The sequence below is a fragment of the Flavobacterium plurextorum genome (assembly GCF_024638035.1).
In the GTDB taxonomy this organism is placed as follows: domain Bacteria; phylum Bacteroidota; class Bacteroidia; order Flavobacteriales; family Flavobacteriaceae; genus Flavobacterium; species Flavobacterium plurextorum.
Genome location: NZ_CP100442.1, coordinates 614,723 through 640,922, shown reverse-complemented (window position 1 = coordinate 640,922; position 26,200 = coordinate 614,723). Strand labels below are relative to the sequence as shown.

Here is a 26,200-nt window from a genome sequence, read left to right as displayed (position 1 = left end):
CTTAAAAAATAAAGCCATATTTGAACATGCCCCAAAAAGGTAGACACTATTTGGGGCATTTTTTATGGAAAGCAAAGCAAAGTGAGCATGTTAGGTATCAAATTCTACAGTGTTCATGACGAGGCGTGTTTTTCTTGTCGCGGAATTTAACTATAATACAGTTTAATAAAGTTGGTTGCTATTATATATATTTTTCGTAAACAGTGTACTTTGGCTTATAGTTAATTTTTTCAGGAAAGGTTTCATCATTAAAACTAAAGACCCTGGTTTCGAGTCTGTCCACTCCTTTACTTTTTAATCTGTCTTCCATATCCGACATAATTTGAGTCGCAACTCCCATCCGTTTATAATTCTTATCAACGGCAAGATAGAGTATCTCTCCAATTAAAGAATCCCTAAAGACAAAATTGTTTTTTACTACCGTTATTTTACTTAATGCAAAAGCAATGATTTCTTCATTATGTTCAGCGACAGTTATAATTAGATTACTATTTTCCTTAAAAAAATTGTCAAATAAAACTAAATATCTTTCATCATTAATATTATTTTTAACATCTACGCTGTTTCTGTAATGTTTTGCATCTAGTTCTTTAAACAAAGGCAGTATAAATTTAACATCTAGGGACTGGGCTAATCTAATATTCATCTTTGATAATTTCAAGTAAAGTTATTTCTTCAAGTTCCGATACCTTATTATAAATTTGCTCGGTTAAATTTATAATATCTATATTTGAGTTGTAAGTTAATCTTTCAATGTCAGAATATTCAGAATAGAGAATTTTCTGAGCATAAAGTAATTTTTCCATTAGTTTTAATTTTTGTTTCAAAAGATCAGATCTTGTTTTTTCTATATTTAACGCATCGTACAAGTCTAAAATTTCCTGCCTCAAAAGATTAATTCTCTCAATGTTATCTATTTTATTCTGGTCAAGATTTAGCATTTCTATCTCATATTTAGTCTTACTAATTTCAAATTCTGTTTTTCTCTTTCCAAAATCCATTAAGGGAAGGCTTAAAGAGATTGAAAAATTTTGACTCTGATTCGGATTTTGAAAAATATCTTGATATTGGTCTGCAGAATTATTAAAACCAACACCTAAAGCTAAATTTGCAGAGTAGTATTTAATACTCTCAAGCTGTTTCATACTTTTCTCGAGACTTCGCAAGTTATTTGCTTCAATGATTTTATGTATATCAAGATACCGCTCGATATATACATCTACATTTTGAATTTCGAAATTTAATCTAGGAATAGATAATTGATCGGATTGATTTAAAAAGTTAGTATTAAAAAAAGTATTTATTGCTTTTACCTTGAATGCTTCACTTTTTAATAAAAAGGACTGGTTTCTTTGAATATCTAAAAGTTTTAACTCAACATCAATTGAATCATATGCCATCTTTTTTCCTGCCACTATAAGACTACTTATGATCTTTTTGTATTTATTAGCAGATATTGATTCGGCATTTATAAGATTGACCTGATTTTTAATTTTTACTAATTCGAAATAATGATTTATAGTTGTCTTCTTGATATCAATTTGCTTACGTAAATACAGTAAATTATTGTAATTATATCTCGCCTCCTGAATCTTATTATCCCATTTCATTTCATTAAAAAAGGTTAGTGATTGTGTAAAGTTTATGCCGAACCATGATGCTGAATAAGTTGTTGATCTTTGATCCCCGAACAAATCAAGGCGATTTAAAGAGTTTACAATAGAAATCTTTCCTCCAGTTAGTGGTATTTTTTGCGAGACAGCTAAATTAACTTTCGAGTTTGCGGAATTGGATTCTCTAAAAGCATAGCTTCCATCCGGCTGCATAACCTCAGAAATAGATCTGTTGTAGCTAGGAAGAGAAAAATTCAGTGAAAAATCGGGTAAAAAACTTTTATTAAAAAGTTTTTGGTCAAAAGCATTTACAACTTTATATTTTTCATTTCTAATATTAGATAGTGACTTTTCCGACCTTCTGATAAAACTGTCTATATTATAATTTTCCTGAGAATAAATATTATTAAGAACTGAACAAAAAAAACAAAAAAAAACTTTTTTAAACATAATTACAAAAAAAATGGTAATAGATAATTGGTTGTGATTGGTAATGAAAAACTGAAAACTGGCACCAAATAGTAGGGCTTACAAGTTTAGAAAACTTGAAAGCCCTAATTTTTTATTTTTCTCCAATTTATTATAAATCTAGCTGAAATAGATTGTAATTAATCTTGCAGCTACAAACATCCCCCCACCAAATAGAGCAATCCCTACAACATATAATGAGTAATTATTTTTAAGCGGTTTTTCTTTTTGTAATTCGATGCCGTCAAATATAGGCTTTAGATATTTTTTTGTAAGTAAAATATAGCCAATAATAACACCTGCCATCAGTAAATACAATAATGGTCTATAATGTTTTAAGTGTAGATTAATTTTAAATACAGCCAAAATAGTTACAAAAAATATGAGCAGAAACATAAACAGAACAATTCCTATAATATTTCTAACACTGTAATAAGCAAATTTTTTAGATGTTTCTTCGTCTTTATTCTGATAGTAGAAATAATTATTTAGAAGTGTCTCGTAAAATAAAATCAATTTGGTTTTCATGGTAATCTCTATAATATATATGGATAATCTTGGGTTAATTTCTGTACTTAATGACAGCTGTTATATTAATAACCATAATCATAAGAGTACTCTGGCGCAGTAGCGGAAGAATTAGAATATGCAGTTCCCACTAATCCTACTATAACCGACATACCTCCTAGAACTATAGCTGAAGGAGGGAAAGCAATCGCTGCTACACCCAGCGCAAACGAAAGTGCATTAAGTGTATCTGCATCATCCCATGGATCATCTCCATTCACAGCGTCAGTAGCTGCTATCACAACTTCAACGCCTCCAATAGCTACTCCTGCAATACCAATCTTGCCAACTGACGCAAATGATTTTGCAGTAAATCCAATTTCTTTTGTAATTGCAGATATACCATCTATAGCTGTTCCTGTAAATCCAGATGCTAATCCAACCGCGTTTATAGCTGTTCTTATTTTAGTTGTTACCTCATCAGTTTCATTCGCATCTGCATCACCTTCTGCGTAGTTAAGTAAACTGTGCGCAGCGATTATATGACTAGAGTCATCTCCGTCGTAGCTTCCACCGCCGCCGCTGCCGCCGCCATAATAATCACCACCGCCATTATCGTATCCACCACCTGAACCCCAATCAAATCCACCGCCAGAACCGCCAGAACCGCCAGAACTTCCAGAACCTCCACCTCCAACTATTACTTCATCAAGTTCGCCGCCGTAATAGTCATAATCTTGAGTTTGTGAATTTGAACCTCCCCAAGCGCCATAAATGCTTTGTTGAACATCCTTTGAAATTTCTGGAAAATTTAAGTTTTTCATAAGTTTAAATTTATATTAATATTAGGTTATTTTTAAGTAAAATTTTATAGGAAAAACACCTTTTTTTTCTTTCGTATTTGAATAAAATATGTGTATTATTGTACTTTTTTTGACAAATGTAAAAAAAAACGTATATAAACAAAGATAAAAAGTCTATAATTTTAAAAAACCTGTTTGTAGGTATCCCTGTATGAAAATTGACCAAAAAATGATTGATGAGATCTTAGGTTTTCTCTCTAAATATTATTCAAACCAATACGCAAGTTTAGTGACTGGAAGTCATGTTGAAGGTACAAATAATGAATTCTCAGATATTGATGTAATTATTTTTACAAAAGATAGAAATAATGTCTTCAATGAAATGGTTCTGTACAAAAAATTAAAACTGCAAACTATAATAATTCCAGTTCAAAACCTGCAGGAGATCTTGTGGGTGGATTACATAACTGGACAGGGCACTTTCGTCAATATGATCTCCAAAGGTCATATCCTTTCTGATAAGTCAAATTTCTTAAAATCGTTGATTCCTCATACAAGGGAGTTGGAATTACTAGGAGCAAAACCTTTGTCTGATTATGAGAATTACATGGCAAGGGTAAAAATCACCTCGCTACTTTTTGATATAATGGGTGCAGACGAAATTGAGGAATTTTTATATACCATTATTAATCTCCTCGATTTGATTACTCAATTTAAGCTTAAGGCAAATGGCAGTTGGTGTAGTGATGGGAAATATAGAATGAAATTAATCAAAGCTCTTGATGAAAAATTTTATCAAAAGCTAACAGTAGCTGTATCTGAAATTTATGGACATAAAAAGAAGGATAGCTTAATAAGTTTAACTAAAGATCTTTTAGAGCAGCACGGAGGACTTTTACCTTATTATTCAAAAGCACACACTCTTTCAAGAGTTCCTGATGATTATTTAGTTATAGAGATAGAAACAAACTCAAATATTGAAGAAATAAATTATACTATTCAAATTTTAGGAGAATTTATAGAAAGTATTAAACAATATAAAAAAATCAACTATTATTTTTTCTCCTCTAAATCTGTCGGTAAAAATAAAATTGAGCAGAATGTATATATGGTTATTGATACTGACAAAAAATTTATAAATGATTCTCTGATTGACCAGCTTCAGTTTTTTACAGCTAATAAACATAGTATTTCAAGGTTGTTATTTCCATTTCAATACGATCCAGTATATAGATTTTCAACTAAAAAAATATACGATAAGCTAACTCCTTTATTTTATAATATTTCAAATATCATATCAAAAGAAAAAGGTCGATTTTTTAATGAGTCGTATCAAATTGAATTTGCTTTGCATTTTTTCAAGGAAATAAAAAGCTTATGGTTCGCAAACCAGCCCAATTTGTTTTTGCCATTCCTGCAATATCTTTTTAACTGTTGGTTTGTCTTTACGTATGATGATGGGCTAAGTTTTAAAACAGAAGATTTACTGAATAGTAAGAATAAAAGCTTGAAAAAATTTGAAGCTTTATACGTCAATCAAAAAGACCAAATATTAAGCAGTTATCAGTCTGTGAGCATTATTAATAAAGAGATTATTACACTATTGGAAAAGGTGAATCAGATTCGTGAAGTAAAGGACATCCCAATATATAAGGCTTATTTAGTTCCACCTAATTTAAGTGGAATTGAAAAAAAGCGATGGAGCTTATACCGCGAGATAGTGTTTAAAACTTTTTCTATAATTTTCATTGACAATCGTCTAATTTCATATATACCCTTTGTTGTAAACAAACTAGAATCAAATGATTAATTCCTTTCCCTATTTCCCCCAACAAAATTCATTTACATGCGGTTTAACGTGTATAAAAATCATTGCCAAGTATTATAAAAAAATCATTGACATTACCCCTTATTATAAAAGCCTTACATCAAAAGGATTGTCGGTATATGATTTGTGTGAAACTGCCGAGAATATCGGGTTTAGATCATCGGCATATGATGTTACTTTAAACGATTTACAGCTAATTAATAAGCCGGTCATTATTCATTGGAAAAGTAATCATTATGTTGTATTATATAAAGTAAAAAAAGGCAAGTTTTTTATTTCAGACCCAGCAAAAGGACTTTTAGAATATGATTTAAAGGAGTTTTACAGCAATTGGACAAATGGAAATAAAACCGGAAAAGTTATTGTTTTAGAAGTTTCTGAAAAATTTCACGAATTGAAGAATAACAGAGCTAATTATTTAGCCGGTATCGAGTTTTTGTCAAGACATTTGAGTCCTTATAAAAAAAATCTTTCACAGCTTTTAATTGTAATGATTGTGATTGCATTAATATATGCAAGTCTTCCCTTTATTACCCGCTCTATTATAGACGTAGGTATTGAAGGTCAGGATTTTAATTTTATAACTATAGTTCTAATTGCGAATATTTGTTTGTTATTGTTTAAAAGTATTGGAGAATGGATAAGAGCATCTATCTCATTGCATATTGCTAGCAGAATTAAAATTTCAATTGTAACAGATTACTTAATTAAAGTTTTTTCATTACCTGTAAATTTTATTGATAATATGTTAATGGGGGATATTATGCAAAGATCAAAAGATCAAGAAAGAATACAGCAATTCATTTCCAACTCTGCAATTTCTGTTTTTATGTCAATTCTTATTATTGTAATCTATGGCATAATTCTTTTTGTTTTCGACGGTAACCTATTTTTAATTTTTCTATCAGCTACTATTATATATATTCTCTGGATAATGTTTTTTTACCAAGTTAGAAAAAAAATGGATCTCAGATATTATCAGTTAATGGGAGAAAATCAAAGTTCTTGGATAGAAATTTTGAAAAATTTTGAAGATATCAAATTAAATAATTATTCTTTGAGAAAAAGATGGAAGTGGGAAAAGATACAAAGTGCATTATATAAAATTGAAATTAAGTTACTAAATATAGATAGATTACAACAGCTTGGAGCCGATTTTATTAACGGAATAAAAGATATTGGATTAACTTTTTATGGGGCTTACCTGGTTATTCAAGGTGATCTATCATTAGGTACTTTAATATCCATTCAATTTATAATTGGTCAATTAAATGGTCCTGTTACAGAATTAGTGACCTTTATAAAAATGGCACAGTCTGCTTTTATTAGCTTTATCAGAGTAAATGACATTAATAACATGCCCGAAGAGCAAATCAAAAGTAAATCTTTAATTGAAGCATTTGACTCAACTAACAACGATATTGTTTTTAGAAATGTAACTTTTAGGTATAAAGGTGCTTCAAGGTCAGTTTTAAGTAATTTATCATTTGTAATTCCTGAAAATAAAATAACCGCTATAGTGGGGCTAAGTGGATCGGGAAAAAGTACAATATTAAAATTATTATCCAAAGTATACGATGAATATTCAGGTGATATATTTATTGGAAAAAATAATTTAAAATCTTTTGATAATGATTTTCTTCGAAAAAAAACAGGGACAGTATTTCAAGAAAGCACATTATATAATGATACAATCTTGAACAATATAGTTTTGTCGGAAGAGCAGGAATACAATCCAGAATTAGTTGAAAGAATTTTACCATGGGCTAATCTAAAAGAAGAATTGTACATGCTACCTGATGCGTTAAATACAAAACTTAGTGAAGGAGGAAAAGGCTTAAGTCAAGGACAAAAACAAAGATTGTTACTCGCAAGGGCTTTTTACAAGCGTCCCAAATTTTTATTGTTAGATGAAGTGACAAATGCTATAGATTCTTATAGTGAAAATAAAATTTTAGATGTTTTTACCAATGGATTAAAAAATCAGACAATTGTTTTGGTTTCGCATAAATTATCTACAGTCAAATGTGCTGACTTTATAGTTATGATTGACAGAGGAATAGTGTTAGAGGCCGGATCTTATACTGAGCTACTTGAAAAAAAAGCTTTTTTCTATAATCTTTTTAAATCTCAAATACATGAATAATAATATAGAGAAATATCAATCTGAGGAACTAAAAGAAATAGCACTACCTTCAAATGTAAGTGATTATAGAAAAGTCATATATTTTATAATTTCTTTCATTTTAATAAGTGTAATTATTAGTGCAGTTATAACGTATCCTGAAAAAATTATTGGCCGAGTTTTTATTGTTTCAAAAAATCAAACAAATAATATTTATTCTCCCAACAGCGGAGAAATAGTACTATTAATCAAAGACAATACTTTTGTAAAAAAAGGAAGTCTTTTAGCGTTAATAAATAGTACAACAAATTATAATGATTTGATGAAGTTAAAAAAGCAGTTAAAAAGAATCGATATTAATGAAATTGAAAGTTCGCTTAATATAAAATTTGATAAGACACTCAAACTTGGAGAAATAGAAAAATTCTACTATAATTTTTTACTGGCAATAATAGAGTGTGATAACACTTTGAAAATTGATCTGGCAAAACAAAAAATTACTAATATTGAAAAGAAAATATATAGAAATGCAGAGCGGGAAAAAATTTTACAAAAAGCTAAAAAAATATTTGCCGATAAATCTGAGATAGTTAATAAATCTTATGAGCTGGATCTTTCATTGTTTGATGCTGAAGCAATTGTAAGAGACAAAATGGATAATTCAAAATTAACAATTCTTGATTTGAAAGAAAAAGAAATACTCATTGCCAAAAATGATCAGGAATTAGCTCATAACTCAGGAGAACTAAGTGATGAAATTTCATTTTTAAAAAAGGATCGAGAGAAGCTATTGGCTTCAGCACTATTTAATGTTAAAAAAACCTTTTTTGAATTAAAAACGGCTATAGATTATTGGGAATATAATTTCGCCGTTAAAGCCCCAATTTCTGGTAAGGTTGAGTATTACCAGCCTTTTCTTAATTCAACGCAATACGTTAAAAAGGAAGCGCCTTTGTTTATAATTTTACCTAAGGTTGAAGATGTATATGCCAGAGGTGTAATGTCTGCAAATGGTTACGGTAAAATGCGAAAAAATGATACCGTATATATCAAACTCCGAGATTTTCCCTTTAAAGAGTATGGTGACTTAAAAGGAATTATTTACAATAAATCAAAAGTTTATCATGATACTATTTATTATATAGACATTAAAATAGACCCCAATTTAAAAACAACACATAATAAAAAAATCGATTTTTCATATAATATGCCCGGAAGTGTAGAGTATTATGGAAATAAGAGAAGTTTACTTCAAAGGATTTTTAGTAATATTCAAAATTCCATTGAAAAAAAGTAAATATCCAACAAACATATGTTAATGCCACTGTTTTTGAGTGGCATTATTTGTCTATCTCTGCCCAGTGACGGGGTCTAATTCAAAAAAGAAATTTATTGTTTTATGGATATTAGGACACGATTGTGGACATTCGCTGTTCCAGTTTACGCATATCCTCGCTGAGTTTTTCTTCAACCACCTTAGCATAGATCTGAGTAGTCCTAATGCTTGTATGTCCGAGCATTTTGGATAAACTCTCAATTGGTACGCCGTTACTCAGAGTAACGGTTGTCGCAAAAGTATGGCGAGCGATATGAAAGGTTTAAGTAAGCCATTAAAAAGGAAAAAAATGTTGTAGAGCAGAGTGAAGGATATTTGTATTTTTTACGTTTCGAGGGATAATTGTCTTAATTTTTTAATTGATTAGATTAAGGTGGGATTTACTATCAAATAATAATATCTTCAATCATTTTGTCTAAAGTGTCGCTTGGTAGTGTGTTTAAATAAGACATTGTAGATTTAATGTCTTTATGACCTAAGGCTTCTTTGATAATATCTACTGAAATGTTATTAAATTTCAAAATGGTTGCAAATGAATGCCTTGCACAGTAGTAGGTTATTTTCTTTTTAATGCCTAGATCCGTAATAATTTTTTTAAGCGGTTTGTTTATAAAAATCTTGAGATATTTATCTTTTTTGTTTTTTATATAGATTTCAGAGTTCTGATTATTATGAATAATGTTAAATAGATAAAACGACTCGGGCGATGAAGCGTAATTTATAATTTTATCTTTCCAGAAATCGTTTATTTTAAAATTTACGATTACTTCGGTTTTGCTTCTTTTATATGTAATTGTTTCTTTATATAAATCAGTTTTCTTTAGTTGTATTAGGTCTATGAAATTAATTCCTCTTCCATAGAAGCTTAACAAAAACATATCTCTTGCAAAAATGTCATTTTTTTTAAGTAGAACAGTATTTTTCAATAATGCAATTTCTTCTTCTGATAGATATTCTTTTTTACCGCTTTCTTTAATTTTTGATACCTTGAATTTGGTAAAGGGATATATGGTGGCTGGAACTATTTCACGATTGATAGCTTTATTGAAAACTGCTCTTAAAGTACGAATCCTTATTCCAATAGTACTTTGGCTGTTATTGTTCCCATTTAAGAAAGATTGATATTTATAAATTGCATCTACAGATAAATCCTTAAATGTAATTTCGTTTCTTTTAAAAAAACGTTGGATGGATTTTAAGGTGTCTTTCTCAATGTTATAAGTTGACAATTTTCCTGCATTTTTAATTTCATCTATTAAACTTGCGTGAAAAGCGGTGTAGCTAATGACTTGCTGTTTTCCTGATTTTTTTTTGAATTTGTTTACAACATCCTGTAAAGTAAATGGAGTTTCATCTAGCTCAAGTTCATGAATAATAGTGCTAACCCGACTTGAATATTTTTCAATCAGATTGTTAATTTGTTTGTATTCATTGTGTGTTTTTTTAAGACGCTCTGTTTCGAACGACCAATCTTCATATTTACATTTTTTTTTGATTGATAAACTAGTATTAATCCTGTCTTTTATTAAGACAAGATTAATGAAATACTCTCCTTGTGCATTTCCTGTTGCCTTTAATGTGAATTTATATGATACCATTATTGAAAAATATAACTTAAACTGACGAACATTTGACGAGCAAATGTACAATTAAAATAAGAAATAATGATTTATTTTTTATTTTTAAAAATATAAACACCTGATTATCAGATATAATAATTTATTATAAGTAATAATAAAAATATACTATACCTGACTCATAATCAGGTGGTCCCTGGTTCGAGCCCAGGTGGGACCACAGTTAACACTTAAAAAGCCTTATGAACATTGCGTTTGTAAGGCTTTTTTATTTCTAGGGGACGAATGAGGGGACGAAAAATTTAATAATTACAGATTTGTTTTTTTTGTACGGATTTTATTCTTAATATTAGCATTCATTTTAAAAACTGCTTGTTAACATGGGAGAATGGTCTAAGTCCGTAGGGGAAAAAGGGGAAAAGATAGTTGATTATTTTTTCAGGGATATTTTAGGGTATGGCAATGTATTGCATGGGGAATCTATTACTTGCAACAAGCCCGTTAAGCACAAAGATAAAAAAGCTCAAGGAAATAGAACAACACACGGAATAGATGCATTTGTTAGTATGGTCAGTCCTATGGAAGATCAAACCCTTGATGTAGGTGTTATTTCATCTAAGTTTACTTCAAAACCTTATCCTAACTCCCCTAAAGCAACTTTTAAAGAACATTTTATTGATTTAGCTCATACACTTGAATGTTTTAAAAACTCAAAATTATCTGCAGATACAAATTTTGGTTTTTCGAATGTAAATAAAACAGAGGTCGTAGGTATATTAGTTTGGGCATCTAACAAAAGCGATGAAAGCAAAAATATAATATCTGAGATTTCAAATATTCAGATTGATAATGATCTATTATTTGATAAAATAGTTGTTTTAGATAACAATAGATTAAGCTTTTTTGTTGACACAATTCAAAATGCTAAAAAAGAATTTGGAAAAGAAAATTTGAAGTTTGTTTATCACAATACCGGATTAAATAATATTAATCTACAATCACAAAGCTTTGGCGACTTTTTACCGCTACAATATCTTTTTTCAGATATAATACCTGTTCGTATTGAGAAAGATGGAAAAGTTGAGCTTTTGATTTTTTCAAAAGATGAGTTTTCAAGTAGCAATTTTACTAAACTATTAGATTTTGCAAAAGGGTTTGATCATTTAGGATCTACATCGGCTACAGTATTGTCGTTTCCTGATTTTAATGATTTAGAACATTCGCCTATTGTGAAAAAGGAATTAGCAAGATTTGGAAATTACATTCATGAGAAAAATTTGTTTTTGAAAAAGCATACAGAGGATTTTAGAAATTATTAATTATGAAGAAAGATATTTTACCACAAGGTGATAGGATTAGACAATTTTTAACAAATGGAAGTATTACTTCTTCTAATCTTAATACAATACTTAGAGAAAAAGGTGTTTTCTTGGGGCATTCAGAAAAAAATTCCTCTGTACCATTGTTGATGAAAACATTAATAAGTCCCAGCGAATTTGATGATTTGTGGGAAGTGCAAAAAGTTAAAGACGAAACTGTAAAGTATAGGACAGCTACAATAAAATGTACTACAGATTTAGATTTAATGGATGTTTTTTCGGAAAATATTAATTTAAGTAAATTGATAAACGATGCTCATAATTATGACCCAGGTTTTAGTTTAGTTGGAACACCTCATTTTTATTTTGAGGATGATGAGGCTGTTTTTAGTTATCAGATTAAGAAACAAAATTTACTTGAGAACTGGAATGAAAGTGAAAGCTTGCATAATGGGGCAATTTATATTAGTAAGTCTAAAGAGGGCGATATTGAGCTTTCAGTAAAGCAAGATTCTACATCTAAAGAAACTATTTTTATAAATAATATTTTAGGGGGAGAGGTTAAAAAAATTTTAAAAGAAAAAAAGATTATAAAGCCTGATGATGATTTTATTAGAATAAAATTTAATGGCTTCACAAATGAAAATAGAATACAGTTTTTGTATGCATTTACGGCAAAATTCTCTATTTATTTGGATTATGTTTCCATTACTGATATTGATCTTTACTTAGATGAAAATGAAAAAGCTCATGCTGATGTTAAGGATTTTTTGGATGAAATAGATTCTTTAAAGCTAAATGGAAAGGAATTGCAAAATCATATTTTGCTTAAAAACAATTTATATCATTCAAAGCTAATTTTTGCTTCTGTTTCCTTAAAATATAATTTTGATATTGATGGAGTTAAGGGAACATGTATAATTGATATTTCTTTTCCTGACTATATAACAAAGAAGGATGTGAATGCAGAATTACAGATTTCATACAATTTTAAAATAAATAGAGAGGATAAGAGAAAAGCAACGGAATTACAGCTTAGAAAAAAGGTTTACAAATTTGTCGAAAAAGTAAAGACAAGTAGTTATGAAAAACATAAAAAAGCTAATCCTTAGTTGGGTTAGCTTTTTTAAATTTAGACGTTTATTCCTAGCGAATTCCAAAACTCACGTTTTCCATAATTCTCATTTATTAAATAACTGTATTCAGGATTAAGGGATATAAAATTTAATGATATATGAGTTATTATGCTTTTTACATCTTCTCTTTCTCTCATGTCCTCAATTTCGTTTGCTTGTTCTAAAATTTGATTGAGTGTAAATCCATTATAGAGTAATTTTGCGATTAAATATTCGCCAAGAATAATATCTTCGTTGTTTGAGTCAAATGTTGCGAACTTTGTGTCTTTTGGTAGTTCTTTTAGTTTTATATTGATTAGTTTCATGTTTTATTTTAGTTAGTTATTGCTTTGTTCTTATCGTCTAATCTTTTGTAGAGTGGTAATGTTTGTCTGTTTAGGTTTATCATTTTTACGTTTATGATTAACCTGTTGCTATGGTCTTTTACTTCAAATTCTTTTAATACAGCATCTAGTTTTTTAAATTCATCTACATAGCTCGAATCCGTATAAAAATCGGTATAGAGTTCTGAAACTTGTCTTGAACAATTCCAAACTTGGCATTTGAATTTATCGTTGTTCTTTGTAACGTATTTTGTCACATAAGAAGCGATTGACCTGATGTTGTTTGAATTTAATTCCCGAACATCAAAAGCGGAAGACGGTTTGTAATTCTCATCTCTCGGAATTACTCCATTTTTCTTTTGCAAGTCAAGCCAGTAATTCCACCAATTTTCAATTTTCCAATATTTGTTAGTAATCATGTGAAAATGAATATTCCCTTTGAACATGTCGTTTTTTGTTTGTCGCTCCGCTACCCATAGATATTGAAAATTTACGCTTCGCTTTTTTACGTTGTCTATAAACTTGCGTAAAATGTTTACTGCCTGTTCGTCTGTAACTTTGTTTAAAAATGTTAGCGTTACGAAACTTAGTTTTTTATGACATCTTGCAAAGCAAATGAGCTTCTTTCTAATTTTTTGCTTTGAGCGTTTTGATAAAAAACGAAGTTTGATTTCTTTTTTCTTTTCTGCTTTTAGTTTATTTGCTATTGCTTCTTTTTCAGTTTTTTCTTTTGGCGGTTGCTTTTTGCGTTGTAATGCTGAGCCAGTAAATTCGTCTTTTGGAATTACACCAAATTCTCTAAGTGAAAAAGCAACACTTGTTCCGTATGTATTTTTGACTATCATAATCTGAATCGTTGTACATTAATTAAAACCATTAAAAGGTTATTTATTAAAAGTTGTTTATTAAAGGTTCTTACTTTTTAAAGGTTAAAAAAAAATGAGGTTAGATAAACGGAGGTATAAAATTGCCTTTGTGAAAACGCTTCAAATATTTGCCTGTTCTACGTTCGTAAATATTCATATACGCCCAGTTTGAATGTTCTTTATTTAAAAACATAGAAAAGCCATTTAGTTTATGAACGTAATTCCATTTTTTAGGTTTTGGTTCGTTTTCAAAAAAGACAATAACAGAGTAGTCATTTTTCTTAGTTTCCATAACGACCTCCTTTCAAAGTTGAAGTGTTGATTTGACTTAAGGAATTATTGATTTCTTCAAATTTATAGAGCACACGATTTCCTATTCGATGCGCTTGAATAATTCCTGTTTTAGTCCAGTCGTGAAGTGTGGGTAATGAGATACAAAGAAAATCAGCAGTTTGTTTTCTTGTAAGTAGTTGCGGGTTCTTTTGTTCAACAACAGGAACAAAATGTTTTAACTGATTTAAAATTGCTTCTTCTACAATTTTTTTAAGTTCAGGAAGCTCGATTGTGGTAAACATCATTTTTGTCATTATTTTACTGTATTTAAGTTTATAATGACGCAAAGAAATATTTTAAAAAAATGCAGTTTTCTGATTTTGTACTTTTTTGTACCTTTTTGTACCTTTTTGTGTGTTTTTAGTAGGTTTTACTCGTTTTTAGTAGGTTTTACTCGTTTTTGCTAGGTTTTGCTGGGTTTTACTCGTTTTTTATTTGATATATTGTTGTTAGTTAAAGAATGGATGAGTTAGTAATTTATCTGCGTTTTCTTCTTGACTAATTCTAATATAAGCCATAAAAGAGCGTTCTGTTTTATGTCCTGTTATTTTCATGATTGAAATTGTAGGAACTCCTGCTAAATATATATTTGTTGCAAAACTTCTTCTTGCGGTATGAGTTGATATTAGTTTAAATTTTGGAGAAGCTGATTTTTCAATATTTCCGCCTCGTGTTATTGTTGTTTCAGTTTCTCCTTTTAAGCCTGCTAAACTCGCAATAGTTTTAATATGTGTATTCATCACTTGATTTGTAAATGCAGCAGGAAGATTGTAATTGTATTTTTTCATTATTGCTTTTACTGTTTTGTGTAGTGGAATAGCAACTCTTTCGCTTGTTTTTTGTGTCCTGATTAAAAGCATAGATTTTTCTAAATTTATGTTTTCGGGTTTTATTTGTGTGAAATCTGAAAAACGTAAGCCTGTATAGCATCCAATTAAAAACAAATCTCTAGCTTTTTCTAGACTTGGAGAAGCTGAGAGCTTTAGCTTTTCAAAATCTTTTAGTTCTTTGATGCTTAGGTAAACGGTGTCTGCTTCTTCCCGAATTGTTTTAAACTTCTTTTTTCTAAACTCTAAATTTTCATTTATGCCTCTTTCGGTAGCTTCATTCATGAAAGATTTAATAGTTTTAATGTGTTTACCAACAGTATTGGCGGATAATGAGTGTTCTTGATAGAGAAAAGCAGTGTAATTGTTGTAAAACTCTAAAGTGATATTTTCAAAGTCTATTGTTTTTTGTTTTGAAGCGTATTCTTTGAGGTACTTAAATGTGGTGTTGTAAACTTTTATAGTTCCCTCTCTTTTGTTTGACTTGCTTTCATTGATGTATTTGTCAATAAACTCAATGAAAGTTTGTTTTTTAGGTTTTAGTATATGGTCGCTTAGTTGGTTTTTAAGTTCTTCTTTTAAGATTGTATTGTTGGGTTGAATGCCATCATTCAATAATTTTCGAAAGACATTATTAATTCCGTTTTGAATTTTATCTAAACGAGTGTTGAATTCGGGGTATTCGGGGAATTGTTTTGTTTCTTTTGCCCTTTGGTTTTTTGGATTCCAAAATTTTGGGTTTATATGTTCTCCTGTTGAATATTTAAATCTACTATATTGATAATTGTAGATCAGATAGATTAAAGAATCTTCTTTAGAAGTGGGTTCTTTTAAAATAAATTTGGCTTTTGACATATAGAATTGTACGTTTATACATCAGTAAATATAGATATATTTTTGATAGGGGACGAATGAGGGGACGAATTTTTTTATTTTTGTCTTTTTTATCTTAATTTTATCTTACCTAAAAACGAGCTTTTATTGGCTTTAAGGCTAGTAAATACGGTAAAATTTAGTAAAAATAGATTAAATTACAAGTGGTACAGGTGGGACCACTTATTTAGAAATAAAAAGCCTTTACAGAAATGTAAAGGCTTTTTTGTTTTTAGGCTTTTAGAGAAGTCTTTGAAATTTCATTGTCTATTGAAAAATGAAGTAAATTTATATTGCAAAGACAAATTTAATCAGGACAAGACAATGGATAATTTAACGCCTGAACAACGGAGGAAAAATATGCAGGCTATAAAAAGTACAGCAACCAAAGATGAAGTTAGGATTGCAAAGGCTTTGTGGCAGCTTGGTTATAGATATCGAAAGAATAATAAAAAGGTGTTTGGTAAGCCTGATTTGACTTTTGCAAAGTATAAAATTGCCATTTTTATAGACAGCGAATTTTTTCACGGTAAAGATTGGGACTTAAATCAAGAGCGTATTAAGTCGAATCGGGAGTATTGGATTCCAAAAATAGAACGAAATAGGAAACGCGATGCTGAGGTTAATGCTTATTTAATTTCAGAAGAATGGAAAGTAATACGTTTTTGGAGCAAAGAAATTCAGAAAGAACTTGATACTTGTTTAATAAAAATTCAAAGAGAAATAGAATTTTCAAAGACCAAAATCGAAGAGAAATAGAGTTTAAATGTTTTTCTTCTTTTCGACTTTTTCGATGACTTTAGAAATCTCATTGGCCAATCTTTCAATAACGGGCATACTTACTGAATTTCCAGCTTGTTTGTATAAGTTAGAATTTGAAATAGAAGGGAGATTAAAACTATCTGGAAAACCTTGAAATCTGAAGCATTCTCGAGGTGTCAGTTTTCGAAATCCATGATCTGTTATAATAATTGGAACATTATGTCCGCCAGTTCCCATGTTTGCTGTTAAAGTAGGGCATAAACCAGCCTTGTTTTCTCTAACATAGTGTCTCCTGAATTGATAAATTCTATCTTTATCGACAATAGATTCTTTCAAAGTATTGTACATGTATTTATCCTCACCATAGTAAAATTTATCTGGTACTTTTTCGGTAATGATTAAATCTTTTACAGATGTAGTCAGGTTTTCTTTTTTGGGAAAGGCAAACTTAAACTTTTTGTTATTAACGAAGTTTTTGTCAAAAGCAACCATAAAAAGTCTTTCTCTGTTGTGCGGTGTGTTGCCAAAATCTTTAGTATTTAAAATAGCGCTGTCAAAAGTGTAGTTTCGTTTTTTTATTTCACTTTCAATAACCTTAAGAGTATTGCCTTTGTCGTGTCCTCTTAAGTTTTTAACGTTTTCAAGAAAAACGACTTTAGGTCTCATTTCGTCAATGAAATCAAGGATTTTAAAAAAATGATTTCCTCTTCTGTCCTCGAAACCTTTTCGGTGTCCTGCAAGCGAGAAAGGCTGGCAGGGAAATCCGGCCGTTAAAATGTCTATTTTTTCAAGAGAACTTAAGTTTAAGTTCATTACATCGCCTTCAATTAAATTGTGTTCGAAGTTTGTCCTGTAAGTCTTGCAGGCATGTTTGTCAAATTCATTGGCCCATTTTAGATCAAAGCCTGCTTTTTTAAAACCTAGACATATTCCGCCCACACCCGCATACAAACTTCCAACTGTAAATTTATTCTCCATTATTCGTTCGGCTAAAGAAATGATGTCTTGAACTTTTTTAGTTCCATATTATTTCCTGCAAATATATTAATTAGAGTATAGTAGACTGCGATCGGTTCTTAAAAAGAAAAGTATTTTATTTTTCAATGTCATACTTTACAGTTCTTTCTGACTTATTTAAAATTGTTGCATTTTTTTTAAATTTTATTCTGTGAGAAGTTTTTTTCAAATTTCAGAGTACCGAAAAAAGGATTTTCTTGATCGATTTGTTTTTTGTTTAGGCGATGAATAATTGAAAGTGCTTGCGTATTAAAGTGTTTTAAAGAATTTTGGAAGGAAAGTTTTGAAATATTTTGGTTTTTCTTTAAAATACATTGACATTTGTTGTAGGAATTATATTATAATTTTATTTCTTAAATTGAAAGAGCTGTTTTGTTTATAAAGTTGTTTTTTTGCAAAAAAAAAATACTTTTGTCAATGAATTTCCTTGAAAGACTCTTTTTCATGAGGATATTATATTAAAATATTTGCCCAAATATCTAATGTTTGTTTCCAGTGTTTTAAATTTATGAGAATTACAAGAATTGCTTTATTGGTATTTTTTTTAGTTGTATCTAATTCATCATATGTTTTTGCTGAAGAGATGCCGCCGCAGCCGCCGCGAATGTCGCGTGCTGGAATCGTAAAGCCGCCGCCGCCGACAAAAGTGCCAATTAATGAAGATATTGCTTTTTTAATTGCAAGCGCATTAATTTTAGGAATAACAATTATATATCGAAATAAAATAAAAAAAGCTTCAGTTTAAATTGAAGCTTTTTTTGTGTTTTGAATTTTTCTAGAACTATTTGTTTATTGAATAAAGTCTTGAAATGTACTTTCCAACAACATCAAACTCTAAGTTTATTTTTGAGCCAACCTTGAAGTTTTTGAAATTAGTGTTTTCAAAAGTATAAGGTATAATAGAAACGCTGAATTCGTTGGTTTTAGAATTTACAACTGTCAGACTAACTCCGTTTACAGTTATAGAGCCTTTTTCGATCGTAATATTGCTAAGATTTGCATCGTAATCGAAAGTGTAATTCCAACTTCCGTTAGCCTCTTCAATTTTTGTACATGTACCAGTTTGGTCAACGTGACCTTGTACAATATGTCCGTCAAGGCGGTCGCCAAGTTTCATTCCTCTTTCTAGATTTACAATGTCATTAACTTTCCAATCGCCAATATTGGTCTTTAAAATAGTTTCCTCAATTGCAGTAACCGTATAAAATGAATCTTTTATAGCAACTACCGTAAGGCAGATTCCATTGTGCGAAACACTTTGATCAATCTTTAATTCGTTTGTAATAGAGGAGTCGACAGTTACATGTAAGTTGTTTTTGTCTTTTTGTATTTCGTGAATCCTTCCTAGGGTTTCTATAATTCCTGTGAACATTGTAGTTTTATTTTACTAAATTTGCACATCAAAATTAGTAATAAATAAGCTGAGCTCATGAATAAAAAAGCAGAAAATATAATTGTTGGAATTTCAGTTGGAGATTTAAACGGTATTGGAAGCGAAGTTATGCTAAAAACATTTGAGGATTCTCGAATGCTTGAATTGTGTACACCGGTTATTTTTGCAAATGCTAAAATTCTATCCTTTGTTAAAAAAAGTTTCACTTCGACCGTTCAGTTTCATGGAATAGATAAATTAGATCAGATTGTTCCAGGAAAAGTGAACGTGTTTAATCTTTGGAGAGAAGGAGTTGATATTAACTTAGGAACTAATGATGAAAAAATAGGAGAGTATGCCATAAAATCATTTGTAGCAGCGACAAAAGCTTTAAAAGAAGGTTTAGTTGATGTGTTGGTTACGGCTCCTATAAATAAATATAATATCCAATCTGAAGAATTTAAATTCCCAGGTCACACAGATTATCTAGATCAAGAGTTGGAAGGTAATGCTTTAATGATGATGGTTCAGGATAACTTAAGAGTAGGTTTGTTAACAGATCATGTGCCTATAAGTGAAGTTTCTTCTCATTTAACCGAAGAATTAATTACAAGAAAGATTGAAACAATCCGAAAATCTTTAATTCAAGACTTTAGTATTGTAAAACCAAAAATTGCAGTTTTAGGATTAAATCCACATTGCGGCGACGGCGGCGTAATTGGAAAAGAAGATGATTTAGTTTTAAAGCCGGTTTTGAAAAAAATATTCGATTCAGGAACTATGGTTTTCGGACCATTTTCTGCCGATGGTTTTTTTGGAAGTGGTCAATATGAAAAATATGACGCTGTTGTAGCAACTTATCACGATCAAGGATTGATTCCGTTCAAGACATTATCTTTTGGCAAAGGAGTTAATTATACAGCAGGTTTAAATAAAATTAGAACATCACCAGATCACGGAACTGGTTATGATATTGCAGGAAAAGACATGGCAGATTTCAACTCGTTTAAAGAGGCAGTTTATCTTGCACTTGATATTTTTCGCTCGCGTAATCAGTATGAGGAGATTAGCCAAAAACCTCTTAAAATAAAAGAAAAACAGTTATAAACAAAAAAAGGTGAATAAGATTATTAGATTTATAATAATTTTATATCTTTGCACCCCAATTCGGATATGTAGTTTTGTATTCGAATTGTACAAATTGATGTTGAAATGAGCAAAACAAAAGAATTTTTAATTCCTTTTATAGGGTTAAAGCTGGGAAAACACCATTTTGAGTATCAAATAAATAACACGTTCTTTAAAGACTTTGACTATGAAGAGTTTCAAAGTTCTGAGATTAAAGTGAGTTTGGTTTTCGAAAAGAAAAGCAACATGTTAGAGTTAGAATTCAAACATAAAGGAACTGTAAATGTGCCTTGTGATCTAACAAGTGAAGATTTTGATCTTCCTTTAAAAGGGAAAATGAAATTGATTGTTCGCTTTGGAGATGAATTCAATGATGATAATGAAGAGTTGTTGATTTTACCGCATGGAGAGCATGAATTGAATGTAGGACAATACATTTATGAAATGATAGCGCTTTCAGTGCCTCAAAAACGAATTCATCCAGGCGTTAAAGATGGGACTTTACAGACCGAAGCTTTAACAAAGTTGAATGAATTAAGTGTAAAAGAACAAAAGGAAGAGAGTAAACAAGAAGAAGATATTGACCCGCGTTGGGAAAAATTAAAGAAACTATTAACGGATAAATAATATAGTAAAATGGCACATCCTAAGAGAAAGACCTCGAAAACAAGAAGAGATAAGAGAAGAACACATTATAAAGCTACTGTAGCTCAAATCGCTACATGTCCTATTACTGGAGAAGCGCATTTATACCACAGAGCTTACTGGCATGAAGGTAAAATGTACTACAGAGGGCAAGTTGTTATCGATAAATCTGAAGCGGTTGCTTAATACGTTTTTGTAAATTATACTAGAACTCTCACATAGTGAGAGTTTTTTTTGTTGGTTATAATTTTCGTTTTTTAAGAAAATACAGGCAAATTCGTTTTGATTTTTTTTGTAATTTTCAAGTCTTTTAAAAATTTTTCAAATAACAATATTTGAAAGGAAATAATAGAATATAATGAATACAATCACAGCCGCAATTACCGCTGTTGGAGGATACGTTCCAGACTTTGTACTTTCTAACAAAGTGTTGGAAACAATGGTAGAAACCAATGACGAATGGATTACCACTCGTACCGGAATTAAAGAAAGAAGAATTCTTAAAGATGCTGATAAAGGGACATCTTATCTTGCTATACAAGCAGCAAAGGATTTAATAGCAAAAGCAAATATCGATCCTTTAGAAATTGATATGGTTATTATGGCAACAGCAACACCTGATATGATGGTGGCTTCTACAGGAGTTTATGTTGCAACAGAAATTGGAGCAACTAATGCATTTGCATATGACTTACAGGCAGCTTGTTCAAGTTTCTTATACGGAATGTCAACTGCTGCGGCTTATGTACAATCTGGAAGATATAAAAAAGTACTATTAATTGGTGCAGATAAAATGTCATCAATTGTAGATTATACAGACAGAGCAACTTGCATTATTTTTGGTGATGGCGGTGGTGCTGTTTTGTTTGAACCAAACTATGAAGGTTTAGGTTTACAAGATGAGTATTTAAGAAGCGATGGAGTAGGTCGTGACTTTCTTAAAATACCTGCTGGAGGATCTTTAATTCCAGCTTCAGAAGAAACTGTAAAAAACAGACAACACAATATTATGCAAGATGGTAAAACAGTATTTAAATATGCTGTAACCAATATGGCAGACGCAAGCGAGCTAATCTTGAAAAGAAACAATCTAACAAATCAAGATGTTGATTGGTTAGTGCCGCATCAGGCAAACAAACGCATCATTGATGCAACTGCAGGAAGACTTGAACTAGAAGAGTCTAAAGTATTAGTAAATATTGAAAAATATGGTAATACAACTTCAGGAACATTACCTTTGGTACTTTACGATTTTGAGAAACAACTCAAAAAAGGAGACAATATTATTTTAGCTGCATTTGGCGGTGGATTCACTTGGGGATCTATTTACCTAAAATGGGCTTACGATAAAAAATAAATCAAAACTAAAAACGAGTCATTATGGATTTAAAAGAAATTCAAAACCTAATTAAATTTGTAGCAAATTCAGGAGTTGCAGAAGTGAAGTTAGAAATGGATGATGTAAAAATCACAATCAGAACAACTTTAGAAGGAAATGTAACAGAAACTACTTATGTACAGCAATTGCCAGCTCAGGCAGCATTACCACAAGCAGCTGCACCGCAAGTAACGGCGCCAGTAGTTGTAAATGTAGCAGCTGAGCCTCAAGCTCCAGCTGAAAATTCTAAATTCATAACGATAAAATCTCCAATTATTGGAACATTTTATAGAAAACCATCTCCAGACAAACCAGTTTTTACTGAAGTAGGAAGCACAATCGCAAAAGGAGATGTTCTTTGTGTAATTGAAGCAATGAAATTATTCAACGAAATCGAATCAGAAGTTTCAGGAAAAATTGTTAAGATTCTTGTTGACGATATGTCTCCAGTTGAATTTGATCAACCTTTATTCTTAGTAGATCCATCATAAATAAATTTAGATTTTAGATTTTAGATTTTAGAAGGATTCACAATAAAAGTTTTGTTAATCATCTAAAATTATCTAATTATCAAATTGTCTAATTATCTAATTAAAATAAGATGTTTAAAAAAATATTAATTGCGAATAGAGGAGAAATTGCACTTCGTGTAATTCGTACTTGCAAGGAAATGGGAATCAAAACTGTTGCAGTTTACTCTACAGCAGATGCAGAAAGCTTGCACGTTAAATTTGCTGACGAAGCGGTTTGTATTGGACCTCCTCCAAGTAACTTATCGTATTTAAAAATGTCAAATATTATTGCCGCTGCAGAAATTACAAATGCAGATGCAATACACCCAGGATACGGTTTTCTTTCTGAGAATGCTAAATTCTCAAAAATTTGTCAAGAGCACGGAATCAAATTTATTGGTGCGGCTCCTGAAATGATCGACAGAATGGGAGATAAAGCTTCTGCAAAAGCTACAATGAAAGCGGCAGGAGTACCATGTGTGCCAGGTTCAGATGGATTGTTAGAATCTTACGAACATGCACTAAAAATAGCTAAAGAAATTGGTTATCCAGTTATGATGAAAGCTACTGCTGGTGGTGGTGGAAAAGGAATGCGTGCTATCTGGAAAGAAGAAGAGCTTTTAAAAGCTTGGGAAAGTGCACGTCAAGAAGCTGCGGCAGCTTTTGGAAATGACGGAATGTACATGGAAAAACTTATTGAAGAACCACGTCATATCGAAATTCAAGTTGTTGGAGATTCTTACGGAAAAGCATGTCACCTTTCTGAAAGAGATTGTTCTGTACAACGTCGTCACCAAAAACTTACTGAAGAAACACCTTCACCTTTCATGACAGATGAACTACGTGCTGCAATGGGAGAAGCTGCTGTAAAAGCTGCGGAATTCATTAAATACGAAGGAGCTGGAACTGTAGAATTTTTGGTTGACAAACACAGAAATTTCTATTTCATGGAAATGAATACACGTATTCAGGTAGAGCATCCAATTACGGAACAAGTAATTGATTACGATTTGATTCGTGAGCAAATTATGGTTGCAGCCGGAATTCCAATTTCTGGAAAAAACTATTTGCCACAATTACATGCTATAGAATGTCGTATTAATGCTGAAGATCCTTATAATGATTTTCGTCCTTCACCAGGAAAAATTACTACGCTTCATATGCCAGGAGGACACGGAGTTCGTTTAGATACTCACGTTTATTCAGGTTACAGCATTCCGCCAAATTACGATTCAATGATTGCTAAGTTAATTACAACTGCACAATCTCGTGAAGAAGCGATCAGTAAAATGAGAAGAGCTTTGGATGAATTTGTTATTGAAGGTGTAAAAACTACAATACCTTTCCATAGACAATTGATGGATGATCCTAGATATATTGCAGGAGATTACACAACTGCTTTTATGGATACTTTCAAAATGAATCCAATTCAAGAATAAATAAGTAAAGCTGTCGATTTCGACAGCTTTTTTTTAATCTATATTATAAACCCGACAAGTTTACTTGTCGGGTTTTGTTGTGTTATAGGGTTAAGTAAACACAAAAAGTGTTTACTTTTTACACACTATATAATTGATTTACACACTATTCGTATTTTTTGTATTTTTGTGTATACAGTGTTAACCTGTTGATAATAAGTGGTTTTGCTGCTTTGGGGTTTGGTATTTGGTTTACGGCACGATAGTTTCTTTATCTAAAGCGTAAAACAACTATTAATTACTAAATATACACATTATGAAAAATTTATTTTTATCAGCCGCAATTGTTTTAGGAAGTTTAACTTCATTTGCTTCAACTAGTCCAGTGACAAACACTATTGTAAAAGTTATCTCGATTGAAGACGAATACACAGAGATTAAACTAGAAGAGCTTCCAGCTCCAATTACCGAAGCTTTGAAAAAAGCATATCCAGATGCAGTAATTACAAAAGCATACAAAAACGAAAAATCTGAATACAAATTAGACGTTACAGTTGGAGAAAAAGTAGGGAATCTTTTCGCTAACGCTGACGGAACTTGGATTAAAAAATAATCCTTAAAGAGTATTCTCTTGAAAATTCGAATTAGTAATACTAAGATTAAATTAACAATATTAAAATATCACTACCATGAAAAATTTATTTTTATCAGCCGCAATCGTTTTGGGAGGTTTAACATCATTTGCTTCAACTTCGCCAATTTCAAATACAATCGTAAAAACAATTTCAATTCAAGATGATTACACTGAAATAAAACTTGAAGAAGTTCCATCTGCAGTAACAGACGCTCTTAAAAAAGCATATCCAGATGCAATACTTTCTAAAGCTTTTAAAAACACAAAATCAGAGTATAAATTAGATGTTACTGTAGGAGACAAAGTTGGTTCTCTTTATGCTAACGCTGATGGATCTTGGATCAAAAAATAAGTCAAGCTAACTTTAAAAAAAATATAATTATGAAAAAGTTAATCTTATCGGCAGCTATCCTTTTAGGAAGTTTGTCAATTCAGGCAGAAAATACTGTTACAGCGAAATCAGCTGTAGAATCAGTAAATTATCAAGACGAGTATAAAGAAATTGATGCAGTTCCGGCTGCAATCAAAACATCTTTAGACGAAGCTTATCCAGGTGTGAAACTGGAGAAAGCATTTGTAAACGACAAAAAAGAGTACAAAATTGAAATCACTGTTAGAGGTGAAAAATCAACTGTGTACACAGATGCGACAGGAAAAATTATTAAAAAGTAACCATAAAAACTAAGCATTATGAAAAAGTTAATCTTATCTGCAGCACTTATTTTAGGAGGTTTGTCATCTCAGGCGGCAATTTCGACTCAGTCAGTTTCTGTTATTGCAACAGTAAACATTCAAGATGGATACACTGAAGTTACAGCAGATGCTGTTCCGGCAGCAGTGAAGTCAACAATCGAGAAATCTTTTCCAGGTACTAAACTTGAAAAAGCATACAAGAACGATAAAAATGAGTACAAGCTTGAAATTTCAAAAGAAGGTAAGAAATATACTTTTTTCACTGATGCTTCGGGGAATATCATTAAGAAATAATTAAAAACAGAGCACTATGAAAAAGTCAGCCCTAGCAGTAACTATTATTTTAGCGAGTTTGTCACTTCCTGCTTTAGCAGAGACAACTTCAAATAAAGTAGAAATGTCAATTTTGGTACAAACAGAATATACCGAGATTACTTCAGAAGCTGTTCCGGCAGCTGTAAAAACCGCTCTGCAAACCGCTTATCCAAATGCAAAATTGGTAAAAGCTTTTGTTAATGATAAAAAAGAATACAAACTAGAAATATCGGTTGGTGACCAGAAGGCTACTGTTTTTTCAGATGTCAATGGCAACTGGTTGAAAATATAATTAGGTGAAATTAGATTTATGTTTTTGGTGAAAAGAGATTGCAGCGTGCAATCTCTTTTTTTTTGCATAACTTTGTGAAAATACAATTTTAATAGTCTTA

30 protein-coding genes and 1 pseudogene are annotated in these 26,200 nt (G+C 30.8%); 18 read left to right on the top strand and 13 right to left on the bottom strand.

The genetic code is table 11. The features are described 5' to 3' along the window. Positions 1–181: 181 nt before the first annotated feature. The 4 genes from NLG42_RS03085 to NLG42_RS03070 all read right to left on the bottom strand — a co-directional run bounded on the left by NLG42_RS03085 (position 182) and on the right by NLG42_RS03070 (position 3,412). The gene (locus NLG42_RS03085) at positions 182–646 is read right to left on the bottom strand and encodes a GNAT family N-acetyltransferase (RefSeq protein ID WP_257682962.1); all 465 of its coding nucleotides are present in this window, start codon (positions 644–646) and stop codon (positions 182–184) included. After that, positions 636–2,063, bottom strand: a complete 1,428-nt coding sequence (locus NLG42_RS03080) for a TolC family protein (RefSeq protein WP_257682961.1) — start codon at positions 2,061–2,063, stop codon at positions 636–638. Before NLG42_RS03080 ends, NLG42_RS03085 begins: the two co-directional genes overlap by 11 nt. 138 nt (positions 2,064–2,201) lie before the next feature. Then, positions 2,202–2,609 (bottom strand): hypothetical protein, encoded by a 408-nt coding sequence (locus NLG42_RS03075; protein ID WP_257682960.1) that lies wholly within the window; start codon positions 2,607–2,609, stop codon positions 2,202–2,204. A 65-nt stretch (positions 2,610–2,674) separates the two neighbouring features. Then, positions 2,675–3,412: a hypothetical protein gene (locus NLG42_RS03070; RefSeq protein ID WP_257682959.1), complete on the bottom strand. Its 738-nt coding sequence runs from the start codon at positions 3,410–3,412 to the stop codon at positions 2,675–2,677. Between the two features lie 208 nt (positions 3,413–3,620). Between NLG42_RS03070 and NLG42_RS03065 the strand changes: the two genes are divergently transcribed. The 3 genes from NLG42_RS03065 to NLG42_RS03055 are packed head-to-tail and all read left to right on the top strand — an operon-like array spanning position 3,621 to position 8,641. Continuing rightward, a complete protein-coding gene (locus tag NLG42_RS03065; RefSeq protein ID WP_257682958.1) occupies positions 3,621–5,201 on the top strand; it encodes a nucleotidyltransferase domain-containing protein in 1,581 nt (526 codons plus the stop codon). Continuing rightward, complete coding sequence (locus NLG42_RS03060; RefSeq protein ID WP_257682957.1) at positions 5,194–7,365, top strand: peptidase domain-containing ABC transporter; 2,172 nt, start codon at positions 5,194–5,196, stop codon at positions 7,363–7,365. Before NLG42_RS03065 ends, NLG42_RS03060 begins: the two co-directional genes overlap by 8 nt. Continuing rightward, the gene (locus NLG42_RS03055; RefSeq protein WP_257682956.1) at positions 7,358–8,641 is read left to right on the top strand and encodes an HlyD family secretion protein; all 1,284 of its coding nucleotides are present in this window, start codon (positions 7,358–7,360) and stop codon (positions 8,639–8,641) included. The genes NLG42_RS03060 and NLG42_RS03055 overlap by 8 nt, the downstream gene beginning before the upstream one ends. A gap of 109 nt (positions 8,642–8,750) precedes the next feature. Here the strand turns inward: NLG42_RS03055 and NLG42_RS03050 are convergent. Next, positions 8,751–8,942, bottom strand: a pseudogene (locus tag NLG42_RS03050) (tyrosine-type recombinase/integrase); the annotation flags it as partial. 124 nt (positions 8,943–9,066) lie between these two features. Then, a complete protein-coding gene (locus NLG42_RS03045; RefSeq protein ID WP_257682955.1) occupies positions 9,067–10,278 on the bottom strand; it encodes a tyrosine-type recombinase/integrase in 1,212 nt (403 codons plus the stop codon). Positions 10,279–10,637: 359 nt separating this feature from the next. Between NLG42_RS03045 and gapS4a the strand changes: the two genes are divergently transcribed. Further along, on the top strand, positions 10,638–11,576 hold the full coding sequence (gene gapS4a / locus NLG42_RS03040; protein WP_257682954.1) for a GapS4a family protein: 939 nt from the start codon (positions 10,638–10,640) through the stop codon (positions 11,574–11,576). Between the two features lie 2 nt (positions 11,577–11,578). Beyond that, on the top strand, positions 11,579–12,688 hold the full coding sequence (gene gapS4b, locus NLG42_RS03035) for a GapS4b family protein (protein WP_257682953.1): 1,110 nt from the start codon (positions 11,579–11,581) through the stop codon (positions 12,686–12,688). 20 nt (positions 12,689–12,708) lie between these two features. Here the strand turns inward: gapS4b and NLG42_RS03030 are convergent, their stop codons facing one another. The 5 genes from NLG42_RS03030 to NLG42_RS03010 form a co-directional block, all read right to left on the bottom strand. After that, a complete protein-coding gene (locus NLG42_RS03030; protein WP_257682952.1) occupies positions 12,709–13,017 on the bottom strand; it encodes a hypothetical protein in 309 nt (102 codons plus the stop codon). Between the two features lie 8 nt (positions 13,018–13,025). Next, a complete protein-coding gene (locus tag NLG42_RS03025) occupies positions 13,026–13,880 on the bottom strand; it encodes a rolling circle replication-associated protein (protein ID WP_257682951.1) in 855 nt (284 codons plus the stop codon). Between the two features lie 100 nt (positions 13,881–13,980). Further along, positions 13,981–14,193 carry a hypothetical protein gene (locus NLG42_RS03020; RefSeq protein WP_089054700.1) on the bottom strand — a complete coding sequence of 71 codons (213 nt, stop codon included), beginning with the start codon at positions 14,191–14,193 and terminating at the stop codon, positions 13,981–13,983. Beyond that, complete coding sequence (locus NLG42_RS03015) at positions 14,183–14,479, bottom strand: helix-turn-helix domain-containing protein (protein WP_257682950.1); 297 nt, start codon at positions 14,477–14,479, stop codon at positions 14,183–14,185. The genes NLG42_RS03020 and NLG42_RS03015 overlap by 11 nt, the downstream gene beginning before the upstream one ends. 204 nt (positions 14,480–14,683) lie before the next feature. Further along, positions 14,684–15,916, bottom strand: coding sequence for a site-specific integrase (locus NLG42_RS03010; protein WP_257682949.1), 1,233 nt, complete (start codon positions 15,914–15,916; stop codon positions 14,684–14,686). Positions 15,917–16,204: 288 nt separating this feature from the next. Between NLG42_RS03010 and NLG42_RS03005 the strand changes: the two genes are divergently transcribed. Beyond that, positions 16,205–16,693, top strand: a complete 489-nt coding sequence (locus NLG42_RS03005; protein ID WP_257682948.1) for a very short patch repair endonuclease — start codon at positions 16,205–16,207, stop codon at positions 16,691–16,693. Positions 16,694–16,696: 3 nt separating this feature from the next. On the opposite strand, the gene dcm is transcribed toward NLG42_RS03005, so the two are convergent. Next, on the bottom strand, positions 16,697–17,674 hold the full coding sequence (dcm, locus tag NLG42_RS03000) for a DNA (cytosine-5-)-methyltransferase (protein WP_089057049.1): 978 nt from the start codon (positions 17,672–17,674) through the stop codon (positions 16,697–16,699). A 547-nt stretch (positions 17,675–18,221) separates the two neighbouring features. On the opposite strand from dcm, the gene NLG42_RS02995 reads away from it, so the two are divergent. Then, complete coding sequence (locus NLG42_RS02995; protein WP_099718033.1) at positions 18,222–18,458, top strand: hypothetical protein; 237 nt, start codon at positions 18,222–18,224, stop codon at positions 18,456–18,458. 36 nt (positions 18,459–18,494) lie between these two features. On the opposite strand, the gene NLG42_RS02990 is transcribed toward NLG42_RS02995, so the two are convergent. Beyond that, positions 18,495–19,085, bottom strand: coding sequence for a riboflavin synthase (locus NLG42_RS02990; RefSeq protein ID WP_089057047.1), 591 nt, complete (start codon positions 19,083–19,085; stop codon positions 18,495–18,497). Between the two features lie 57 nt (positions 19,086–19,142). Here NLG42_RS02990 and pdxA point away from each other — a divergent pair, with 57 nt between their 5' ends. From pdxA to NLG42_RS02935, 11 genes are all read left to right on the top strand, one after another. Next, the gene (gene pdxA / locus NLG42_RS02985; RefSeq protein ID WP_257682947.1) at positions 19,143–20,192 is read left to right on the top strand and encodes a 4-hydroxythreonine-4-phosphate dehydrogenase PdxA; all 1,050 of its coding nucleotides are present in this window, start codon (positions 19,143–19,145) and stop codon (positions 20,190–20,192) included. Between the two features lie 105 nt (positions 20,193–20,297). Further along, positions 20,298–20,840 (top strand): YceD family protein, encoded by a 543-nt coding sequence (locus NLG42_RS02980; protein ID WP_089057046.1) that lies wholly within the window; start codon positions 20,298–20,300, stop codon positions 20,838–20,840. 9 nt (positions 20,841–20,849) lie between these two features. Beyond that, the gene (rpmF, locus tag NLG42_RS02975) at positions 20,850–21,044 is read left to right on the top strand and encodes a 50S ribosomal protein L32 (RefSeq protein WP_008465217.1); all 195 of its coding nucleotides are present in this window, start codon (positions 20,850–20,852) and stop codon (positions 21,042–21,044) included. A gap of 172 nt (positions 21,045–21,216) precedes the next feature. After that, positions 21,217–22,215, top strand: a complete 999-nt coding sequence (locus tag NLG42_RS02970) for a beta-ketoacyl-ACP synthase III (RefSeq protein WP_089057045.1) — start codon at positions 21,217–21,219, stop codon at positions 22,213–22,215. Between the two features lie 23 nt (positions 22,216–22,238). Next, a complete protein-coding gene (gene accB / locus NLG42_RS02965; protein WP_089054362.1) occupies positions 22,239–22,727 on the top strand; it encodes an acetyl-CoA carboxylase biotin carboxyl carrier protein in 489 nt (162 codons plus the stop codon). Between the two features lie 110 nt (positions 22,728–22,837). Next, on the top strand, positions 22,838–24,187 hold the full coding sequence (accC, locus tag NLG42_RS02960; RefSeq protein WP_099718034.1) for an acetyl-CoA carboxylase biotin carboxylase subunit: 1,350 nt from the start codon (positions 22,838–22,840) through the stop codon (positions 24,185–24,187). Positions 24,188–24,482: 295 nt separating this feature from the next. Continuing rightward, positions 24,483–24,779 (top strand): hypothetical protein, encoded by a 297-nt coding sequence (locus NLG42_RS02955; RefSeq protein ID WP_089054360.1) that lies wholly within the window; start codon positions 24,483–24,485, stop codon positions 24,777–24,779. A gap of 76 nt (positions 24,780–24,855) precedes the next feature. Next, positions 24,856–25,152, top strand: a complete 297-nt coding sequence (locus NLG42_RS02950; protein WP_089057042.1) for a hypothetical protein — start codon at positions 24,856–24,858, stop codon at positions 25,150–25,152. Positions 25,153–25,181: 29 nt separating this feature from the next. After that, entirely contained in the window at positions 25,182–25,472 is a 291-nt protein-coding gene (locus NLG42_RS02945; protein ID WP_257682946.1) for a hypothetical protein, read from the top strand. An 18-nt stretch (positions 25,473–25,490) separates the two neighbouring features. After that, positions 25,491–25,787: a PepSY-like domain-containing protein gene (locus tag NLG42_RS02940; RefSeq protein WP_089057041.1), complete on the top strand. Its 297-nt coding sequence runs from the start codon at positions 25,491–25,493 to the stop codon at positions 25,785–25,787. Between the two features lie 16 nt (positions 25,788–25,803). After that, the gene (locus NLG42_RS02935) at positions 25,804–26,100 is read left to right on the top strand and encodes a PepSY-like domain-containing protein (RefSeq protein ID WP_089057040.1); all 297 of its coding nucleotides are present in this window, start codon (positions 25,804–25,806) and stop codon (positions 26,098–26,100) included. Positions 26,101–26,200 lie beyond the last annotated feature (100 nt).

Coding starts and splice junctions, on each gene's coding strand:
- accC (WP_099718034.1), top strand. CDS start 22,838: ATGTTTAAAAAAATATTAATTGCGAATAGAGGAGAAATTGCACTTCGT.
- NLG42_RS02955 (WP_089054360.1), top strand. CDS start 24,483: ATGAAAAATTTATTTTTATCAGCCGCAATTGTTTTAGGAAGTTTAACT.
- NLG42_RS03010 (WP_257682949.1), bottom strand. CDS start 15,916: ATGTCAAAAGCCAAATTTATTTTAAAAGAACCCACTTCTAAAGAAGAT.
- NLG42_RS02970 (WP_089057045.1), top strand. CDS start 21,217: ATGAATACAATCACAGCCGCAATTACCGCTGTTGGAGGATACGTTCCA.
- NLG42_RS03085 (WP_257682962.1), bottom strand. CDS start 646: ATGAATATTAGATTAGCCCAGTCCCTAGATGTTAAATTTATACTGCCT.
- NLG42_RS03025 (WP_257682951.1), bottom strand. CDS start 13,880: ATGATAGTCAAAAATACATACGGAACAAGTGTTGCTTTTTCACTTAGA.
- NLG42_RS03015 (WP_257682950.1), bottom strand. CDS start 14,479: ATGATGTTTACCACAATCGAGCTTCCTGAACTTAAAAAAATTGTAGAA.
- NLG42_RS03060 (WP_257682957.1), top strand. CDS start 5,194: ATGATTAATTCCTTTCCCTATTTCCCCCAACAAAATTCATTTACATGC.
- NLG42_RS03020 (WP_089054700.1), bottom strand. CDS start 14,193: ATGGAAACTAAGAAAAATGACTACTCTGTTATTGTCTTTTTTGAAAAC.
- rpmF (WP_008465217.1), top strand. CDS start 20,850: ATGGCACATCCTAAGAGAAAGACCTCGAAAACAAGAAGAGATAAGAGA.
- accB (WP_089054362.1), top strand. CDS start 22,239: ATGGATTTAAAAGAAATTCAAAACCTAATTAAATTTGTAGCAAATTCA.
- NLG42_RS03075 (WP_257682960.1), bottom strand. CDS start 2,609: ATGAAAACCAAATTGATTTTATTTTACGAGACACTTCTAAATAATTAT.
- NLG42_RS02935 (WP_089057040.1), top strand. CDS start 25,804: ATGAAAAAGTCAGCCCTAGCAGTAACTATTATTTTAGCGAGTTTGTCA.
- dcm (WP_089057049.1), bottom strand. CDS start 17,674: ATGGAGAATAAATTTACAGTTGGAAGTTTGTATGCGGGTGTGGGCGGA.
- NLG42_RS03070 (WP_257682959.1), bottom strand. CDS start 3,412: ATGAAAAACTTAAATTTTCCAGAAATTTCAAAGGATGTTCAACAAAGC.
- NLG42_RS03055 (WP_257682956.1), top strand. CDS start 7,358: ATGAATAATAATATAGAGAAATATCAATCTGAGGAACTAAAAGAAATA.
- NLG42_RS02990 (WP_089057047.1), bottom strand. CDS start 19,085: ATGTTCACAGGAATTATAGAAACCCTAGGAAGGATTCACGAAATACAA.
- NLG42_RS02940 (WP_089057041.1), top strand. CDS start 25,491: ATGAAAAAGTTAATCTTATCTGCAGCACTTATTTTAGGAGGTTTGTCA.
- NLG42_RS03065 (WP_257682958.1), top strand. CDS start 3,621: ATGATTGATGAGATCTTAGGTTTTCTCTCTAAATATTATTCAAACCAA.
- pdxA (WP_257682947.1), top strand. CDS start 19,143: ATGAATAAAAAAGCAGAAAATATAATTGTTGGAATTTCAGTTGGAGAT.
- NLG42_RS03045 (WP_257682955.1), bottom strand. CDS start 10,278: ATGGTATCATATAAATTCACATTAAAGGCAACAGGAAATGCACAAGGA.
- NLG42_RS03080 (WP_257682961.1), bottom strand. CDS start 2,063: ATGTTTAAAAAAGTTTTTTTTTGTTTTTTTTGTTCAGTTCTTAATAAT.
- NLG42_RS03030 (WP_257682952.1), bottom strand. CDS start 13,017: ATGAAACTAATCAATATAAAACTAAAAGAACTACCAAAAGACACAAAG.
- gapS4a (WP_257682954.1), top strand. CDS start 10,638: ATGGGAGAATGGTCTAAGTCCGTAGGGGAAAAAGGGGAAAAGATAGTT.
- NLG42_RS02980 (WP_089057046.1), top strand. CDS start 20,298: ATGAGCAAAACAAAAGAATTTTTAATTCCTTTTATAGGGTTAAAGCTG.
- NLG42_RS02945 (WP_257682946.1), top strand. CDS start 25,182: ATGAAAAAGTTAATCTTATCGGCAGCTATCCTTTTAGGAAGTTTGTCA.
- gapS4b (WP_257682953.1), top strand. CDS start 11,579: ATGAAGAAAGATATTTTACCACAAGGTGATAGGATTAGACAATTTTTA.
- NLG42_RS02995 (WP_099718033.1), top strand. CDS start 18,222: ATGAGAATTACAAGAATTGCTTTATTGGTATTTTTTTTAGTTGTATCT.
- NLG42_RS02950 (WP_089057042.1), top strand. CDS start 24,856: ATGAAAAATTTATTTTTATCAGCCGCAATCGTTTTGGGAGGTTTAACA.